The organism is Galactobacter sp. (assembly GCF_022712295.1).
Classification (GTDB): Bacteria; Actinomycetota; Actinomycetes; order Actinomycetales; family Micrococcaceae; genus Galactobacter.
Genome location: NZ_JALAGT010000036.1, coordinates 1 through 17,558 on the forward strand (window position 1 = coordinate 1; position 17,558 = coordinate 17,558).

Genomic DNA, 17,558 nt, shown 5'->3' on the forward strand with positions numbered 1-17,558 from the left:
CACACCCCCCCCGCCCTCGGTGCCGCCGGCGCCCGCCTCTCCGGCCTCGCCGCGTAGACCCGCCCCAATCCCCCCCCCCGCGCCCCCCGCCCGCGGGGGCGTCAGGGGGCCGCGGCGTGGGGCATTGGCCGGGCGCTCGGCGCCGCCCGGTCTCGTCGGGTGAATCAGTTCGTGGAGGTTTCCGCCGTCAGGTCGTAGAGGGTGACACCGTCCACGGTGGTGGCGGTGAAGTTCTCCTGAACCCATGAACTGATGGCAGAGGCGGCGGAATCGCTGTTGGAGCCACCACGTCCCGAACCGGAGTCGATGTAGTAGTGGATCTCGCCCTCCTCGACCCAGGTCTTGAACTGCTCCAGGGTCGGGGAGTTGTCGGTTCCGTTGTAGCCACCCACCGGCATCACCGAGTGCTGCACGGCCAGCTGGTAGCCGGCGGCGTTGTTGGCTCCGGTCGTGGCAGCGACCCAGGTGTAGTCGTCGGCGTTCTCATTGAGCAGTGCCTGGACCTCCTCGCCCGGGGTGGAGGAGTTCAGCAGGCCACCGGCGCCGCCACCGCCCCCGTCGGTTGCGCCGTCCTCGTTACCGGCCGTGTTCCCACCGGGCCCACCCTGGGTGTTGCCGTTCTGGGTGTTGCCGTTCTGCGTGTTGCCACCGGGACCACCCTGGCCGCCGCCGGGCAGGCCACCCTGCTGTCCGCCGTTGCCGCCATTTCCGGCATTTCCGCCGGGAGCGCCCTGGCCGCCATTACCTCCGGGGCCTCCCTGGCCACCGCCCGGCATGCCGCCGGGGCCACCCTGACCGCCGCCGCCGGCACGCCCACTGGAGTCGGAGAGGGAGGAAAAGAGGTTCGTGCCGAAGATGCCGTCACCGGAGGACGAGGAGGATCCGCCGCCCGGACCACCGCGGCCCTGCGAGGAGCCCGCGTAGATCAGGGATCCGGTCTTGGCCGTGGTGGTCGTGGAGGCCGCGAAGGCGGCCTGCGTACCCAAGCCACCGATCAAGGCGGCGGCGACGGCTGCGGTGGCGATGGTGCGTCGGGCACTCTTGGGAAGATTGCGGCGTTCACCGGCGTAGAGCGGGCGCAGTGCCAGGGCCACGGCCCCGACGAGTGCCACCGCGCCCAGGATCACCGAGAGCACCGGCGTCACGGAGTAGTTGGCTGCGATCAGCATGGAGATGCCCGCCGTCACCAGGACCAGGGCCGCCAGGCTGATGGAAGCGAACCAGGAGGACTTCTTCTCCCACAGCCAGCCGGCGGTGAGGGCCACGGTACCGGCGATGGGGGCCGCGAGGATCGCCGTGTAGTACTCGTGGGTGATGCCCTGCATGAAGGAGATGACCAGGCCCTCCACCACGAACCAGCCGGCCAGGGCCACGAAGGCGGCTGCACGGAGCCGGGCGGCGTCGTTGCGCTTGGGGTGCGAGCGGAGGATCAGCACGATGCCGATGACCGCGGCCACGAGCGCGGTGGGGATCATCCAACCGATCATGGTGACGTAGTTGCCGGTCACCAGACGCACGATGGACGGGGTGCCCCACATGCTGCCCACGGAACCTTCCTCGTCCCCGTTCAGGCGACCGAGCCCGTTGTAACCGAAGGTCAGGTCGAGGAAGGAGTTGTTCGTGGAGCCGCCAACGTAGGGGCGGGCCGACGCCGGGAGCAGTTCCACGAGCGCCACCCACCAACCGGCTGCGAGGATCATGGCGGCGGCCGCGGCGAACAGGTGTCCGATGCGCTTGAGCCAGCCGGCACGGGAACAGAGCAGGTACGCCAGCGCCAGCGTCGGGACGATCACCACGGCCTGCAGCTGCTTGGTCAGGAAGCCGAAGCCCACCATGGCGCCGACGAAGACCATCCACCACAGCGCGGGGGAGGCGAGCTTGGACCGTAGGCCGCCCTTGGCGGCGTTCGTGGAATTGGCGGCCACGGCCGCCTCGGAATGTCCGCCGGCGGTGCCAACCGTGGTGCCCGAGTGTCCCGTTTCGCTCGGTACCTCGCGGGGGAACGAGGCCTGAACGGCCCGCACCACACCGTAGGTCGCGGCGACGGAGAGCAGGATCAGCAGCGCCTCCGGGTTGTCGTAACGGAACATCAGCATGCCCACCGGGCTGATGGCCAACAGCGTGCCGCCCAACAGGCCGACCCAACGGTTGGAGACCCTGGAGAGCAGGGAGTAAAGCAGCCAGACGGCGGCCACGCCCATGAGGGCCTCAGGGACCAGGATGGACCAGGAATTCAGGCCGAAGATCCGGGCGGACAACGCAGGGATCCAGAGGAACGCCGGAGGTTTGTCCACCGTGATGGAGTTGCCCGCGTCGGAGGAACCGAAGAGGAAGGCCTCCCAGTTCTCGCTGCCCGCCTGGATCGCGGCGGCGTAGAACGAGTTGCCCCAGCCGTTGATACCCAGGTTCCAGAGGTAGAGCACGGCGGTGCCGAGCAGGAGGACGCCGAGACCGATGCGCTGGGTCACGGTGGCTTTGGCTCGCGTGGCGGCATGACTTCGGGTGCGCAGCCGGCGGCGCGAGGTCGTCCCCGCGCCTGCCGTCTCCGCGAGGGATGTGGAGATGGAACTCATCGGGACTGCTCCTGGCTGGTTTCTTGGAGGGAGGGGTTGGTTTGCTGAAGAGGGGGATTGGTTTCGCGAAGGGAGGCCGAACTCCGGGGAACCGTGGGAACTCCGGCGGTCACCGGGTTCCCGCTGGTAGGGAAGCGTTGGTCCTGGTCGGGCTGGGAGTCGGCGGTGGTCGCGCGGAGCTTGGGGGAGACCTGGTCACGGAAGACCCAGGTTCGGAAGAGCACGAACTTGACCAGGGTGGCCACGAGGTTGCCTCCCACCACGGCGATGACCTCGCCTGTTCGGGACGCACCTGCCGCGTGGGCCATGGCCAGCGAACCGGCGGAGAGCCCCCAGCCGAGGAAGAAGACCGTGAGGCCTTGTAGGTGATGGGTGACCATGCCCGCCCTACCCCTCACGCCGAAGGTGAAGGATCGGTTGAACGCGGTATTCGCGACCGTGGCCAGCAGCAGTGAGACCACGTTGGCCACCTGCGCGCCCATCACGAAGCCGAGCAGCACGAAGAGCACCATCTGCAGGATCGTGGTGCCGATGCCTACCGCGCCGAAGCGGACCAGGTGGCCCCAGAATCCGCGAGGCCGAGCGGTCTGGGTCTCGCGTCCCAGTTCCTCGCGCACCGCGGCGAGCGGGATCCGCCCGCGCAGCAGTCCTGTGCCCACCCGCCAGACGCCCTGGAGGTCCTTGAAGGCCGTATCGGCGACGTGAACCGTGGAGTTGGGGTCGTCCACCCAGTCCACGGAGACCTCACTGATGCGTAGCCCGGCCTGTTCGGCCAGGATGAGCATCTCCGTGTCGAAGAACCAGGCCTCGTCCGCCACGACGGGGATGAGGCGCTCGGCGACGTCCTTGCGGATGGCCTTGAAACCGCACTGGGCATCGGAGAACCCGGCACCGACACACCCCTTGAGCAGCAGGTTGTAGCAACGAGAGATGAAATCGCGCTTGGGGCCGCGCAGGATGGCGGCACCGGCCGCCAGCCGTGAGCCGATCGCCACGTCCGAGTGGCCGGAGATCAGTGGGGCCACCAGCGCCGGGAAGGCGCTGAGCCCGGTGGAGAGGTCCACGTCCATGTACGCCAGAACCGGGGCCTGGGAGGTCAGCCAGGCCCTGCGCAGCGCACGCCCGCGGCCCTTCTCCTCCAGGCGCAGGTACCGTACGTGGGTCAGGTCGTCCGCCAACGCGGCCCCGATCTGTGGGGTCTGGTCGGTGGAGGCGTTGTCCGCGATGGTGATCGAGTAGCCGGGGCCGTCGGCCGGGTAGAGGCCGGCCAGGTAGTCGTCCAAGGTCCGGATGCAACCGGCCAGGTCGGTCTCCTCGTTGTAGACGGGAATCACCACGTCCACGATCGGCTCACCCGGTGCCACCTGCACCGCGGGACGGCCCATGGCACGTGGGTCGGTGGTCTCGCTGAGGGAGTTGTCCGGTTGGGGGCTGTCCGGTGGCCGGTGAGCTGGTGAGTTCGTCATGGACAGAACTCAAGTCCGCGTGGCTGTGGGAAATGCAGGCTGAAACCGTGGTTCTCCCAAGGGTGGCTAGGGGTTTCCCATGATTCTGTCTGCGCACCGTGGGCGTGCTGTGGCGGGTCTGTCGCCGGGCACCGTCAACTGTGTTCACGCTGGGGAACACAGGGCCCGACGGCGGTGGCCGGCACCCGCACGGGTGTCAGCCACCGCCGTCGGGCAGGTGGGTTCTCAGGCCGCTACGGGCGCCTGGGGCAACTCGACCGTGAAGGTGGTGTCGCCGGGCTGGGAGTCAACCCTGATGGTGCCGCCATGGGACTCGACGATGGCCTTCACGATGGCCAGGCCGAGCCCCGTGGTCGGGGTGGCACCGGAACGCGCGGCGTCGGCCCTGGCGAAACGATCGAACACCTTGTCCTTGAAGTCCTCGGCGATGCCCTCGCCGGTGTCGTGCACCTTCAGCTGAGCACCACCCGACGGAGTGTGGCCCACGGTGACCGTGACGCGGGTGCCCTCCGAGGTGTGCTTGCGCGCGTTGGACATCAGGTTCTGCACCACCCGATGGATTTGGTTCTCGTCTCCACGGACCACCACCGGTTCGTCCGACGTGGACACGAACTCCCAAGTGTGGTCCGTTGCCGCGACCTCGAAATCGAGGCACAGATCGCAGGCCAAACGAGTCAGGTCCACGTCCTCCGGGTTCGACGTCGGCTGCTTGTTGTCCAGTCTGGAGAGCAACAGCAGGCTCTCCACCAGCTCAGCCATGCGCTTGGTCTGTTCCCTGACGCGACCGAGTGAGCGCTCGCCGTCATCGGACAGGGACTCGGTGGCGCTGAGTAGTTCGGAGTAGCCCTGGACAGCCGCCAGCGGGGTCCGCAGTTCGTGGGAGGCATCCGCGGCGAAGCGGCGCATGCGTTCCTCTGCAGCGGCTCTCACCTCCAACGCTCCGTCCACATTGTCCAGGAGGTTGTTCAGGGCTTGGCCCACGTTGCCGACCTCGGTTCCCGGCTCGGAATCATGGGGAGTCACACGTACGGAGGAGAGCTCCACGTCCAGCCGTTCCAGCGGTTGGGCCGCGACGGTGGAGGCCACGGCGGAAACGCGGGCCAGCGGGCGAAGCGCGCGGGTGATCAGCAGCGATCCGACCGCGCCGACCACGATGGTGCCTCCCAGGCAGATCAGCGCCATGGACAGGTCCAGTGTCGCCAGCGTGCGGGTCATGGTCGCGGTGGGGACGGCGACCACCGTGCGGCCCTGGCTGACGCTGCCGTTGGTCTGGTCCTTCAGCTTGATGTCGCCTGTCATGATCAGGTAATTCCCGATGCCCAGCTCCACCTTCCGTGGCTGGCCCCTGTCCAGCCCGGACGTGGCTGCGAGGAGCTTCCGGGCGTCTGCGTCGGAAAGTGTAACGATGCTCACATCGGCCGAACCAGGGTCCTGGTACAGCGGTAGGAACGCGTAGGACCCGTCGTGGGTGATGGCGCCCGTGATGGTGCCGGCCGGAACGCCGGACGGTGCAGGACGGTCTGAGGTGATGAAGTTGTTGATCTGGGCACCGGCACGATCGGAGGCCGTCCGCAGGTCGTCCTGCAATTGGCCGTTCAGGCGGGCCGACATCGTTGCGTGGGTGGATGCGGAGATGACGAAGGAACCCAAGAGCAGCAGGGACAGGACGAGCCCCACCAAACGGGTCTTCAGGGTGATGGGCCCGCGCTTGCCTTGGCGTTTCCTCGGTGATGAGGCGTGTTCCGGCGCGGCAGCCGACGACTGGGACGTGGACGCAGCTGTGTCGGCCGAGCCTGCGGGCGGATCTACCCGCAGTGGTTGGCCGGGAACAGGACGTGGTTCGGTTCCCTGCGGCTCGGATGTCATGCGGCGGGCTTGAGGACGTAGCCCGCGCCACGCACCGTGTGGATCATGGGATCACGGCCCACGTCGATCTTCTTGCGCAGGTAGGAGATGTAGAGCTCCACGATGTTGGCCTGACCGCCGAAGTCGTAGTTCCACACGGCGTCGAGGATCTGCGGCTTGGAGAGCACACGGCGAGGGTTCTCCATCAGGTACCGGAGCAGGTCGAACTCGGTGGCGGTCAGCTGGATGTCGTCTCCGGCGCGGGAGACCTCATGGCTGTCGGTGTTCAGGGTCAGGTCACCGACCACCAGTTCGGCCTCGTCGGCGGTGGCGACACCGGAACGCTGCACCAGGCGGTGCAGGCGCAGCAGCACCTCCTCGAGGCTGAACGGCTTCGTGACGTAGTCGTCGCCGCCCACCGCGAGGCCCTCGATGCGGTCATCGACGGTGTCCTTGGCCGTGAGGAAGAGTGCCGGCACGTCCGGGAGGAAGGCTCGGACGCGGGTGAGAACCTCCGGGCCCTCGATGCCGGGAAGCATCCAGTCGAGCACCAGCACGTCCGGTTGGTGAGTGCGCGCCTGCTTCACCGCATCCTGTCCCTCGTGTGCCACATAGACGTCCCATCCGAGCATGCGCGTGCCCATGCTGACGAGTTCAGCCAATGAAGGTTCATCATCCACGACGAGGGCGCGGATCGGGGAGCCATCGGGATGCTCGAGGCGGGGCAGCTGCTGGGGGGAGAAACGTGAGGTGGTCATGGAAGAACTCTCTCTGAGTCAGGTGGGGCCATGCTGTTTCATTGCTGTGACGGAACTGTGCGCCCTGCGTACCCCGCTTCTATGCCGAACGTCAAGGTCGCGACGAATAGTATGAGGCGCCATGCATGATTGCGACTGGTGGGGAGCTGGGGCCTGGCGGGGAGCATCATGGTGACGGGATGGGTAAAGATCGGTATATCTGCGGGGATTCTTTGGATGCGCCAAAGTTCTTGAAGCGCTTCTTTCACGGTTGTCGACGGGCGTGACGTGCTTCACATTCGTCATTCTTTGTCTCAAATGGTGAGACGGCCGCATATTCCCTCCTTGCAAACGCCGAATGTTACGCGCATGATGTCATGTGTGAAGCAAAGCACCGAACCCCTGATCGTCTCCGATGTGACGTCGTTCAACGGGTCTGGCGCGCTCTGCTGTCGACGTCGAATGCTCCTGCCGCGCGTGATGCGCGGCTGAATCCCAGTCTTGGCCACCGGCCCAACCAGACAGCATTCTTCGCCGCACTGCGGCCACCAGCTCTTCGAGGAGAAACATGAGCACCCAGCCCGGATACGTCCACGTTTCAGTTCGCAACGCCCAGAGTCGCGCAGCAGCGGCCAAGCGGCAGGCGGCTTGGCAGATGTCCTCTGCAGCGCAGCGGCCCAACCAAGTGGATATTCATCATGGTGGCCCGTCGGCGGTGCTGGATCACGCTCAGCAGGGACCCACAACCGTGGGCGAGACGAAGGCTCGCGGCTTCGTTCTCTATGTAGGCCTTGACGAGGCCTCTGCCGCCGCTGCAGGCACCTCCCTGACACAGCTTGCAACCCAGGTGCGCGGCTTCCTGCAGACCCTGGCTCCCGAGGCGCAGACCCACGCGGCTGTCGCCCTTGCAGCGGCCTCCGCCCACGGCAACGATCTGGATGTTGTTCGTCAGGCGCTGGGAGACCCGACCATCAGCCGCACCCCCCGCGCGCCTCAGCGCCAGCAGTCCGGGACCGTTGCAACCGGTGTGTTGATCGACCTTTCCCGCCGCGAGGTGCAGCTGGACGGCGACAAGCTCAACCTCACGTTCAAGGAGTTCGAACTGCTGAACTACCTGGTGGAGAACGGTTCCCGCACCGTGGGGCGCGAGGAGCTGCTGGAGAGCCTCTGGAAGGATGCGGACGAGACTCCCAACGAGCGCACCATCGACGTCCACATCCGTCGGCTGCGTTCCAAGCTGGGTCGCCTCTCCAACACCGTTCGCACTGTGCGTGGCCAGGGCTACCGCTTCTACGAGCACCCCGAGGTTACCGTCTGGGCTGCACCCGAGTACTCCATCTGATCCAATTCGCTTCAGGGCCCCGTTCGGCATCGACTGTCGGACGGGGCCCTCGCGTTTGTCCGTAGGATGGCGGGCATGAGCAACTCTGACGAGCGAACCCTGCTGTTGCTGCGCCACGCCAAAGCCGAGGCCCCGTGGGGGATGTCGGACGCTGACCGCGGGCTGACGAAGCACGGCGGGGAGCAGGCGCGTGACGTGGGGGAGTACCTGGCTTCCGAGTCGCTTGTGCCTGACGGGGTGCTGGTGTCGGACTCGCGCCGCACCAGGGCCACCTACGCCTGGATCGCCTCGATCCTGGGCGAGGACGCTCCCAGCGCCTACGTGGATTCACGGCTCTACGAGTCGCCCGCGGCCGCCATGATTGCTGTCATCAACGAGACCCCGACCACGGTGCGTTCGCTGCTGGTGGTGGGGCACCTTCCTGCGGTTCAGGACGCGGCCATGCGGCTTAGCTCCGCCGATTCCGATGAGGACGCCGTGCTGGACATGGCCGGCGGTTTCCCGCCTGCAGGCCTGTGTGTGTTCAAGGTGCCGGGGGAGTGGGAAGGGCTCGATGGCCGCGACGCCAGGTTGGAGCGCTTCATCACCGTGGGGTGACGCCGGGTTGATATCGGGGGGTTATAGGCAGAAATGTGTGTACGGGATGGGGGCGGATCCCTGTAGGGAGTAGGGCGAGGAGGGCGTCCACTTGCTTTGAAAGCATGTGGAGTGCCTCTTGCCTCGAATCAGCCCCGGTGTGATGTATGTGCCTCCAAGGTCGTCAAGAACGGCAAGACCAGTTCCGGACGAACCCGTTGGCGGTGCAAGCACTGCGGGGCTTCGAGCACCCAGTCCCGTGAAGACATCACCCGTCGCAACCAGCTGATGCGGTTCGTGGCGTCGCTACTAGGACGAAGCACTCAAGCCGGACACGGCGGCACGGGCCGGTCTTTCAGGGCCTCCACCTCCTGGTGCTGGACAGTCCCTGTCCCGCACCCAGACCCCACCGGCGAGGTCTATGCCCAGCTGATGCTGGATGGGACCTACTTCAATGGCTGGTGCGTGATCATCGCCCACACCGGAACCCACGTCGTGGACTGGCAGTTCTGCGACCGCGAGAACCAGGCCGCCTACGAGGCACTCCTGCAACGCATCCCTGCCCCAGACATGGTCATCATCGACGGTCACCGAGCAGCTCTGGCAGCCATCCAGAAACTCTGGCCGGAGACGAAGATTCAGCGTTGCCTCTTCCACGTCTTCCACGTCATCCGCCGCCACCAGACCTTCAACCCACGCCTGGACGCCGGCAAGGAGATCCTCGCGTTGACGAAGACCCTGATGCGAGTGCGCACCCTGGAAGAAGCCACCGCGTGGATCAGTGAATACACCGGGTGGGAAGCCCGCTGGGACACCTTCCTCAAGCAGCGTTCCTCCACCCGTGCCGGTGACGCCCGCCCCGCAACCGTGCCCGCGACCAGGGACTGGTGGTACACCCACCAGATGCTGCGCAAATCCCGGGGCCTCTTCCGTGGCCTGCTGCGCAAACACCACCTGTTCACCTGGCTGGACCCCGACCTCGCCCGCACCGACGGCACGCCCCTGGACCGAACAACCTCACCGCTGGAAGGCGGCCCGAACAACGCGATCAAACACCTATTGCGTGACCACCGCGGCCTCAGCCCGGCCCACGCACGCAGGGCCGTGGAATGGCTCCTCGACTCCCTCACCGCTCATCCAAGGGACCCCTGGACCCTGACCAAACCAGAGCACTACAACCCAACCACCAGAACCCGCCGCACCCCATCAGCCAGTGAAGAACCCATCGGACCAGCCGCCTACGACACCGCCTTCAGTCCCGAAGACGGAAACGGCATCCAACACGGCTGGGCCGGACGATCACACCCATGACACGCCCAACCCCATACACACATTTCTGCCTATAACCCATATCGGGCCCGGGCGCGAAGCCGGGCGGGCAACAAAAAAGCCTTGCGTTTCCGCAAGGCTTTCAAATGGTGCGCCCAGAGGGATTCGAACCCCCGACCTTCTGTTCCGTAGACAGACGCTCTATCCAGCTGAGCTATGGGCGCATATTCTTCGCAATTCCCCGGAACCCGGTTCGTTGCGACCTCGAATGACTTTACACGGGTTCTGAACCGCACGCAAAACGAGGGAAGGGTCCCGGGTGGTCAAAGCACCATTCCTCATCAGCAAATATACCGGTATATGTGACTTTGATCACTAATGGAGTACCCATAAACCCCGGAATCACGCGGGAGTTGTGGTCTGCGGTGCCACTCGAAGTGCCCATTGGTGATCTCCGTCCCATTCGTTCTCAGCGGCCTGATGCCCCGCTCGCCTACGATCAATGCACCACTTGAAGAACCGGAGGGATCCCTTCATGACTACCGTCACCGAGACGCAGCAGCAGGCCGTCAAGAATGCAGCGCCGACCACCCACGCCAAGCTGGCTCAGTGGGTTGCGGAGGTTGCCGCACTGACCACGCCGGAGCGCGTCTATTGGGTGGACGGCAGCGAAGAGGAGAACGCCCGCCTCACCGACGAGCTCGTGGAGGCCGGCACCCTGACCCGGCTCAACCCGGAAACGTTCCCCAACTCCTTCGCTGCCTTCTCCGATCCCAGCGATGTGGCCCGCGTGGAGGAGCGCACCTTCATCTGCTCCGAACAGGAGAAAGACGCCGGCTTCACCAACAACTGGGCGGATCCCAAGGAGATGAAGGAGACCCTCAACGGTCTCTTCGCCGGCTCCATGCGTGGACGCACCATGTACGTGATCCCGTTCGTGATGGGTCACCTGGACGCCGCAGAGCCGGCCTTCGGTGTGGAGATCACCGACTCCGCCTACGTCGTGGCCTCCATGCGCATCATGGCCACCATCGGCACCGATGTGCTGCGCAAGCTCGAAGCCCAGGACGCCTTCTTCGTCCCCGCTCTTCACTCCTTGGGAGCCCCGCTTGAGCCCGGACAGGAGGACGTCGCTTGGCCCTGCAACGACACCAAGTACATCGTCCACTTCCCGGAGACCCGCGAGATCATCTCCTACGGCTCCGGCTACGGCGGAAACGCCCTGCTTGGCAAGAAGTGCTACGCGCTTCGCATCGCTTCCGTCATTGCACGTGACGAGGGCTGGCTCGCCGAACACATGCTGATCCTGAAGCTGACCAGCCCGGAGGGCAAGAACTACCACATCGCGGCCGCTTTCCCGTCGGCTTGCGGCAAGACCAACCTGGCCCTGATCGATCCCACCATCGAGGGCTGGAAGGCCGAGACCCTGGGCGATGACATCTCCTGGATGCGCTTCGGTGAGCAGGGTGAACTGCGCGCCATCAACCCGGAGGCCGGCCTGTTCGGCGTGGCCCCCGGTACCGGCTGGTCCACCAACCCCAACGCCATGCGCGCCATCGCCAAGGGCAACTCCATCTTCACCAACGTTGCCCTCACCGATGACGGGGGCGTGTGGTGGGAAGGCATGACCGACGAGGAGCCCGAGCACCTCACCGACTGGCTGGGTCAGGACTGGACACCGGACATGGACCGTCCGGCCGCCCACCCGAACTCCCGTTTCTGCACCCCGATCGATCAGATCGACATGCTCTCCAAGGAGTACTTCGATCCCGAGGGAGTCAAGGTCGATGCCATCCTCTTCGGTGGCCGCCGTAAGACCACCGTTCCGTTGGTGACTCAGGCCCGCACGTGGACCTCCGGCGTGTTCATGGGCTCCACGCTCTCCTCCGAGACCACGGCCGCAGCTGCCGGCGCCGTGGGCCGTGTGCGCCGCGACCCGATGGCCATGCTGCCGTTCATCGGCTACAACGCCGGCGACTACCTGAACCACTGGGATTCCATCTCGGAGCGCGGCAACGCAGAGCAGCTGCCCCAGGTCTTCCTGGTCAACTGGTTCCGTCGCGACTCCGAGGGCGGCTTCGCCTGGCCCGGATTCTCCGAGAACTCACGCGTACTCAAGTGGGTCGTGGAGCGCATCGAGGGTAAGGCAGAAGCCAAGGACACCCCGATCGGCTTGATCCCCGCGCCGGGATCTCTGGACGTGAGCGGTCTGAACATGAGTGATGACCAGCTTGCAGAGGCCACCCACGTGGACGTCGACGAGTGGCGTGCAGAACTCCCCGGCATCGAGGAGTGGTACGCCAACTTCGGTGACGCTCTTCCGGCTTCACTTCGTGCCGAACTCGATGCTCTGACGGAGCGCCTGGACGGCTGACGCACCTCACTCGTGCCAGTCACTGAACCCCTCCCGGTCCGCCCGGGAGGGGTTCAGTGCGTTCAGCACGCAAATGGTGCCCGACGGCGGATGGCCGCCATCCGCCGTCGGGCACCTTGAGCTGGTGGCTCAGGCAGTGAAGATGCGAGGCTCCGCCTCGTCCGCTTCCAGTTCTCCCCACGCGTACTCGCCATTGGCAGCGCTGTAGGGCTGCAGCAGTGCGGCGACATCGCCGCTACGGTGCTCGGCGGCGACATGTAGGGCGTCACCGGCTTCCTCGGCGTCCAGGAGCGTCACGTCGGAGACGACGGCGGCCGCATCCAGGTCGCCTGCCTGCTCTTCGAGGGCCAGATAGAGGTCCTCGATGGTGTCCGCTCCATCCACCTCCTCGGATTCCTCCTCGGGCGCCACGAACACCAGGCGCAGGGGTGGCTGCCCCTCCTCGGGGGCGTCGTCGCCCTCCGCTGCCCTGCGGGCGGTGGCCGTTCGGTTCTCGAGGACCACAGCGAAGGGCATCACCGCGCCCTGTTGGTTCAACTGGTCCTGCCCCATGGACAAGGCCGTACCGATGACCAGGTCCAGGTCGTTGCTTGGATTGTTGCTCATGCTTCTCCTCGGACGATGGCCAGGACCTGATCGCGCACGGCGGCCATGGTCGCAGGCGTGGTGGCTTCCCCGTTGTAACGGAGGAAGGGTTCTGTGTTGGACGGGCGCAGGTTGAACCACCAGGAACCGTCCTCTGCGCTCACGGTGGTCCCGTCAAGGGTTTCTACGGTAACGGGAGTGCCTGCGCGCTGTTGATCCGTCATCACCGCGAGCACCGCCGCGACTGCCGCCTCCTTGTCCTCCACCTCCGAGTTGATCTCTCCGCTGGCGAAGTATGGGTCATAGGTGGAGGCGAGCTGGGACAGCGGAAGTCCTTGTGAGCCCAAGGCGGCGAGGACGTGTAACGCGGCAAGCATGCCTGTATCCGCATTGAAAAAATCACGGAAGTAGTAGTGAGCGGAGTGCTCGCCGCCGAAGATCGCGGATTCAGACGCCATGACGGCCTTGATATAGGAGTGGCCCACCCGCGTTCGCACGGCTCGACCGCCCACTGACGCGATGAGCTCAGGCACGTAGCGGGACGTGATCAGGTTGTGGATCACCACGGGGTCCTGCACGCCTGCGGCCTTGGCGCGGGCGATCTCTCGGTCTGCGACGAGCGCGGTGATGGCGGAGGGGGTGACGGGTTCCCCCAACTCGTCCACCACGAAGCAGCGGTCGGCATCTCCGTCGAAGGCGAGCCCCAGGTCCGCCTCATGCTCCACCACGGCGCGGCGGAGGTCCTCGAGATTGGCGGGCTCCAGCGGATTCGCTGGGTGGTTCGGGAAGGTCCCGTCCAAGTCGAAGTACAGCGGCTCGATGGTCAGGGGGAGCGCAGGAAGCAGCTCCTGGCCCAGAACCGCCGGTGTGGTGAGGCCACCCATGCCGTTCCCGGCATCCACGACGACCTTCAGTGGTCGGATCCTACTCACGTCCACGAGCTCACGCAGATACTCGGCGTAGTCGGCCAGCACATCGCGCACCTGGGGTGCCGCTGGGGCGGGGACCGAATCCGGGAGGCCCTCATCCAGGTAGCGCTGGGCCAAGTCGCGGATGTCGAAGAGACCGGTTTCCGCGGAGACGGGGACAGCGCCCGGCTTGGCCATCTTGATCCCGTTGTACTGGGCGGGATTGTGGCTGGCGGTGAAGGTCACGCCTGCGGCGTGCAGGCGGCCACAGGCGAAGTAGAGCTCGTCGGTGGAGATCAGGCCGAGCATCGTGGGGCGAGCGCCTCTGGAGGCGGCGCCCTCCGCGAAGGCCAAGGCGAAGAGCTCGGAGGACGGGCGCATGTCCCGCCCGATCAGAACCGTCTGGCCCTGCAGCTCGAGGACGTCCGCGAACGCAGCGCCGATGGCCCGGACCACCTCCTCGGTGAGGTCCTGGCCCACCAGTCCTCTGACGTCGTAGGCCTTGAAACACCGGGAGAGATCTGTGCTGGTCACGGGTACCAGCCTACGGCGTAGCAGACGAGCGGTTTATCCACAGTCTCGGAATCGGGGGAGCATTCGGTCGGGGTGGGCGGGGATACTGGAGACATGAGCGCGGACATGAACCACGGCGAGGTCACGGCAGGGGAGAGCGGGCCTGAGCTCAGGCAGCAGGCCACTAACATCTTGCAACGGCTGGTGGGTCGCGACGATGTCGACTTCCACCAGGGGCAGTACGAGGCCATCGAGGCGTTGGTGGCCCATCAGCGTCGGGCGCTGGTGGTGCAGCGGACCGGTTGGGGTAAATCGGCCGTGTACTTCGTATCCTCCTTGCTGTTGCGTGCGCGAGGGGCCGGTCCCACGCTGATCATCTCGCCGTTGTTGGCCCTGATGCGAGATCAGGTCGCGGCGGCTGAACGGGCCGGAGTGCGTGCCCAAGCCATCAACTCGGCCAACGCCACCGAATGGGGAGAGGTCTCCCGGAGGATCGATGCCGATGAGGTGGACGTGTTGTTGGTCTCCCCGGAGCGGCTCAACAACCCGTCCTTCCGTGAGAACCAGCTTCCTTCTTTGTTGTCTCGGATGGGCCTGCTGGTGGTGGATGAGGCGCACTGTGTCTCCGACTGGGGGCACGACTTCCGGCCGGACTACCGCAGGATCAGGGATCTGATCGCACGGCTGCCTGGGAACGTCCCCGTGCTGGCCACCACCGCTACAGCCAATGCACGCGTGGTGACGGACATCGAGGAACAGCTCGCCGTCGGTGGGGCGGAGGTCTTCACGCTCAGGGGGCCGTTGGCCAGGCAGTCGCTGCGGTTGGGTGTTTTGAGTCTGCCCTCGCCCGCATCCCAGCTCGGTTGGCTGGTGGAGCACCTGAACACGTTGCAGGGTTCAGGAATCATCTACACGCTCACGGTCTCCGCTGCGGAAGACGTAACGCAGATGTTGCGCGGCGCTGGGTACCAGGTCATGAGCTATACGGGGAGGACCGACCCGGCCGAACGCGAGCGCGCGGAACAGGCGCTCAAGGACAACGAGGTCAAGGCGTTGGTGGCCACGTCCGCTTTGGGGATGGGGTTCGACAAACCGGACCTGGGATTCGTGGTGCACCTTGGGGCCCCCAGCTCGCCGGTTGCGTACTACCAGCAGGTGGGGCGTGCCGGCCGTGCCACGGACTCCGCGGACGTGCTGCTGTTGCCCGGCCCAGGAGACCGGGACATCTGGCGCTATTTCGCTACTGCGTCGATGCCGAGCGAGACCAGCGCTCAGGCCGTGTTGGAAGCGCTGGGCGAGGCAGGAGGTGCGTTGTCCGTACCGGCTCTGGAGGTCAGGGTCAACATCAAGCGCACTCCGTTGGAGTTGCTGCTGAAGGTGCTTGCCGTGGACGGCGCGGTGGAACGGGTGCAGGGAGGCTGGCGTTCCACTGGAGTCCCGTGGGTCTATGACGGTGAGCGCTATGCCCGCGTGGCGAAGGCTCGCGTGGACGAGCAGAACGCGATGCTGGACTACGAACACACTTCAGGCTGCCGCATGGAGTTCTTGGCCAAGGCGTTGGACGACCCAACGGCGCAGCCGTGCGGTCGGTGCGACAACTGTGCAGGCCGCTGGTACCAGACCTCAGTGGGCAACACGGGACAGGACGCGGCCAAGGCCGGACTGTCCCGAGTGGGCACGGTGATCGACCCCCGGAAGATCTATCCCACCGGCGTGGACCGGCTGGGTGTGGACGTCAAAGGCAAGATTCCGGCCGGAGTCCAAGCGGAGGAGGGCCGGGCCCTGGCCCGTCTGACGGATCTGGGATGGGGTGGTCGGCTGCGCGCCATCTTCGAGGACCCGTCGTGGCAGGACGCCCCCATGGAGGAGGACATGCTGCGGGCCTGCGTCACGGTGCTCTCCCAATGGGGATGGGCTGAGAGACCCGTGGGGGTGGTGGCAATGCCGTCTCGTACACGGCCGCAGTTGGTGAGGTCATTGGCCGCCGGTTTGGCGGGCCTGGGACGGCTGGTGGATCTGGGAGACCTCGAATACGTGGGTTCCGGACCCAAACAAGGTCCTGGAGGTAACTCCGCCTACCGTTTCGCCGACGTGCACGGGCACATCGGCATTCCTGCCTCCATGACGCAGGCCGTGGCCAACGCGCCTGGGCCGCTGCTCCTGGTGGACGATCTCACGGATTCACGGTGGAGTCTGACGGAGGCCGCCGCCGTTCTCCGCTCTGGCGGCGCACCTGCGGTGCTGCCCTTCACCTTGGCGGTGGCTGGGTAGGCGGGAGGCATTGACCGGCACGGCATTTGTTCGCCCTGTGTGATCCCCAGGTCTTGGGGTTGCCCTGCCTTTTAGACTTGGAGGTATGGACAACTTCTGGCTGTGGATGCTGCTCGGTCTGGCGATCGCCGTGATCGGAGCGGGGGCAGTCCTGCGCAAAGTGAGGACCAACAACGCCAAGGTGTTCCAGGCCGAGGTCACACCGGAGCGAGCAGCAACCGCGGCGGCCAAGCTCAGCGCGGAGGAACATCGTTCCGTCTATCGCTTCCTGGCCACGGACAACCTACTCGGTGCGGCCCAGGCCGTGCGGCAGGCCACCAGGCAGTCCGCCAGGGATTGCCTGCTGGATGTGCAGGCCTTGGCCCGGTTCCCGCAGGTCTCAGGCGGCGACCAAACGGCCGGTGAGCAAGGTGGGCCGGACGCGGCGCCGTCGGGCGTGGAAGACGCCACAGATACGTCGCCGACGCAGGCCGCGAGCGCTCCTTCCGGGCCGAGCGAGGAAGAGCCCGCGCAGTCCGTCAGCGCGGACGAGGCGCGCCTCGTGGGGGACAACGGATTCCAGCCCGACGCTGACCCCGACGCAGATGAGGACGCGGTGCCGACGGCGTCCGAGGAGGACTGGGTCATTCCGGACGACTGGGAGACCACGTACGGTGGCGACTTCGGTGGCGGGGAACGGCACATGGAGTTCACCCACCATGACGGCGAGCAGTTGCGTCGTTTCTCCACACAGGACCTTCCCGACGCGGAACGTGATCAGATCATGAGCCAGCTACGAGACGGCGAGGTTGCCGAGGCGGCCCGGCTGATCTCGGAGAAGGTGGGCCTGGGCCAGGAGGAAGTGGAGATGGCGTTGCGCGCCAACCACGATTCCGGCCGGGACAAGGTGGACGGCGTGGCCGTGCGTTTCAACCGCGAGGACGGGGAGACCGTGGAGTTCTCCACGCAGGATCTCTCCGAGCCGGAGCGGGTGCAGTTCATCGCTGCCCTGCGGATGGGGGACCTGGCCACTGCGTCCGAGCTCGTTGCGCAGCACACCGGGCTTTCACAGGAACAGGCGCTCGGCATGTTGAAGGCCTTCCGCCCGCCGCAGTGATCC

12 protein-coding genes and 1 tRNA gene are annotated in these 17,558 nt (G+C 66.1%); 6 read left to right on the forward strand and 7 right to left on the reverse strand.

Features of this window, described 5'->3' with window-relative positions; translation table 11 throughout:
- Positions 1-164: 164 nt before the first annotated feature.
- The 4 genes from Q0A15_RS02755 to Q0A15_RS02770 form a co-directional block, all read right to left on the reverse strand.
- Positions 165-2,573, reverse strand: coding sequence for a glycosyltransferase family 39 protein (locus tag Q0A15_RS02755; protein WP_291278011.1), 2,409 nt, complete (start codon positions 2,571-2,573; stop codon positions 165-167).
- Complete coding sequence (locus Q0A15_RS02760; protein WP_291278012.1) at positions 2,570-4,039, reverse strand: bifunctional glycosyltransferase family 2/GtrA family protein; 1,470 nt, start codon at positions 4,037-4,039, stop codon at positions 2,570-2,572. Before Q0A15_RS02760 ends, Q0A15_RS02755 begins: the two co-directional genes overlap by 4 nt.
- 225 nt (positions 4,040-4,264) lie before the next feature.
- The gene (locus Q0A15_RS02765; protein ID WP_291278013.1) at positions 4,265-5,905 is read right to left on the reverse strand and encodes a cell wall metabolism sensor histidine kinase WalK; all 1,641 of its coding nucleotides are present in this window, start codon (positions 5,903-5,905) and stop codon (positions 4,265-4,267) included.
- Positions 5,902-6,642, reverse strand: coding sequence for a response regulator transcription factor (locus Q0A15_RS02770; RefSeq protein WP_291278014.1), 741 nt, complete (start codon positions 6,640-6,642; stop codon positions 5,902-5,904). The genes Q0A15_RS02765 and Q0A15_RS02770 overlap by 4 nt, the downstream gene beginning before the upstream one ends.
- 547 nt (positions 6,643-7,189) lie before the next feature.
- Between Q0A15_RS02770 and Q0A15_RS02775 the strand changes: the two genes are divergently transcribed.
- The 3 genes from Q0A15_RS02775 (at position 7,190) to Q0A15_RS02785 (ending at position 9,850) form a co-directional block, all read left to right on the forward strand.
- Complete coding sequence (locus Q0A15_RS02775; protein WP_291278015.1) at positions 7,190-7,963, forward strand: winged helix-turn-helix domain-containing protein; 774 nt, start codon at positions 7,190-7,192, stop codon at positions 7,961-7,963.
- A gap of 75 nt (positions 7,964-8,038) precedes the next feature.
- Positions 8,039-8,560, forward strand: coding sequence for a histidine phosphatase family protein (locus tag Q0A15_RS02780; protein ID WP_291278016.1), 522 nt, complete (start codon positions 8,039-8,041; stop codon positions 8,558-8,560).
- A 111-nt stretch (positions 8,561-8,671) separates the two neighbouring features.
- Positions 8,672-9,850, forward strand: coding sequence for an IS1249 family transposase (locus Q0A15_RS02785; protein ID WP_291278017.1), 1,179 nt, complete (start codon positions 8,672-8,674; stop codon positions 9,848-9,850).
- A gap of 105 nt (positions 9,851-9,955) precedes the next feature.
- On the opposite strand, the gene Q0A15_RS02790 is transcribed toward Q0A15_RS02785, so the two are convergent.
- A tRNA-Arg gene (locus Q0A15_RS02790) sits at positions 9,956-10,032 on the reverse strand.
- A 311-nt stretch (positions 10,033-10,343) separates the two neighbouring features.
- Between Q0A15_RS02790 and Q0A15_RS02795 the strand changes: the two genes are divergently transcribed.
- On the forward strand, positions 10,344-12,182 hold the full coding sequence (locus tag Q0A15_RS02795) for a phosphoenolpyruvate carboxykinase (GTP) (protein ID WP_291278018.1): 1,839 nt from the start codon (positions 10,344-10,346) through the stop codon (positions 12,180-12,182).
- A gap of 129 nt (positions 12,183-12,311) precedes the next feature.
- Here the strand turns inward: Q0A15_RS02795 and Q0A15_RS02800 are convergent, their stop codons facing one another.
- Together Q0A15_RS02800 and Q0A15_RS02805 are read right to left on the reverse strand one after the other, a co-directional pair.
- Positions 12,312-12,788, reverse strand: a complete 477-nt coding sequence (locus Q0A15_RS02800) for a hypothetical protein (protein ID WP_291278019.1) — start codon at positions 12,786-12,788, stop codon at positions 12,312-12,314.
- Positions 12,785-14,209: a phosphomannomutase/phosphoglucomutase gene (locus Q0A15_RS02805; RefSeq protein ID WP_291278020.1), complete on the reverse strand. Its 1,425-nt coding sequence runs from the start codon at positions 14,207-14,209 to the stop codon at positions 12,785-12,787. The genes Q0A15_RS02800 and Q0A15_RS02805 overlap by 4 nt, the downstream gene beginning before the upstream one ends.
- 93 nt (positions 14,210-14,302) lie before the next feature.
- On the opposite strand from Q0A15_RS02805, the gene Q0A15_RS02810 reads away from it, so the two are divergent.
- Together Q0A15_RS02810 and Q0A15_RS02815 are read left to right on the forward strand one after the other, a co-directional pair.
- Complete coding sequence (locus Q0A15_RS02810; protein WP_291278021.1) at positions 14,303-16,459, forward strand: ATP-dependent DNA helicase RecQ; 2,157 nt, start codon at positions 14,303-14,305, stop codon at positions 16,457-16,459.
- An 85-nt stretch (positions 16,460-16,544) separates the two neighbouring features.
- Complete coding sequence (locus Q0A15_RS02815) at positions 16,545-17,555, forward strand: hypothetical protein (protein WP_291278022.1); 1,011 nt, start codon at positions 16,545-16,547, stop codon at positions 17,553-17,555.
- Positions 17,556-17,558: the final 3 nt, after the last annotated feature.

Coding starts and splice junctions, on each gene's coding strand:
- Q0A15_RS02755 (WP_291278011.1), bottom strand. CDS start 2,573: ATGAGTTCCATCTCCACATCCCTCGCGGAGACGGCAGGCGCGGGGACG.
- Q0A15_RS02760 (WP_291278012.1), bottom strand. CDS start 4,039: ATGACGAACTCACCAGCTCACCGGCCACCGGACAGCCCCCAACCGGAC.
- Q0A15_RS02765 (WP_291278013.1), bottom strand. CDS start 5,905: ATGACATCCGAGCCGCAGGGAACCGAACCACGTCCTGTTCCCGGCCAA.
- Q0A15_RS02770 (WP_291278014.1), bottom strand. CDS start 6,642: ATGACCACCTCACGTTTCTCCCCCCAGCAGCTGCCCCGCCTCGAGCAT.
- Q0A15_RS02775 (WP_291278015.1), top strand. CDS start 7,190: ATGAGCACCCAGCCCGGATACGTCCACGTTTCAGTTCGCAACGCCCAG.
- Q0A15_RS02780 (WP_291278016.1), top strand. CDS start 8,039: ATGAGCAACTCTGACGAGCGAACCCTGCTGTTGCTGCGCCACGCCAAA.
- Q0A15_RS02795 (WP_291278018.1), top strand. CDS start 10,344: ATGACTACCGTCACCGAGACGCAGCAGCAGGCCGTCAAGAATGCAGCG.
- Q0A15_RS02800 (WP_291278019.1), bottom strand. CDS start 12,788: ATGAGCAACAATCCAAGCAACGACCTGGACCTGGTCATCGGTACGGCC.
- Q0A15_RS02810 (WP_291278021.1), top strand. CDS start 14,303: ATGAGCGCGGACATGAACCACGGCGAGGTCACGGCAGGGGAGAGCGGG.
- Q0A15_RS02815 (WP_291278022.1), top strand. CDS start 16,545: ATGGACAACTTCTGGCTGTGGATGCTGCTCGGTCTGGCGATCGCCGTG.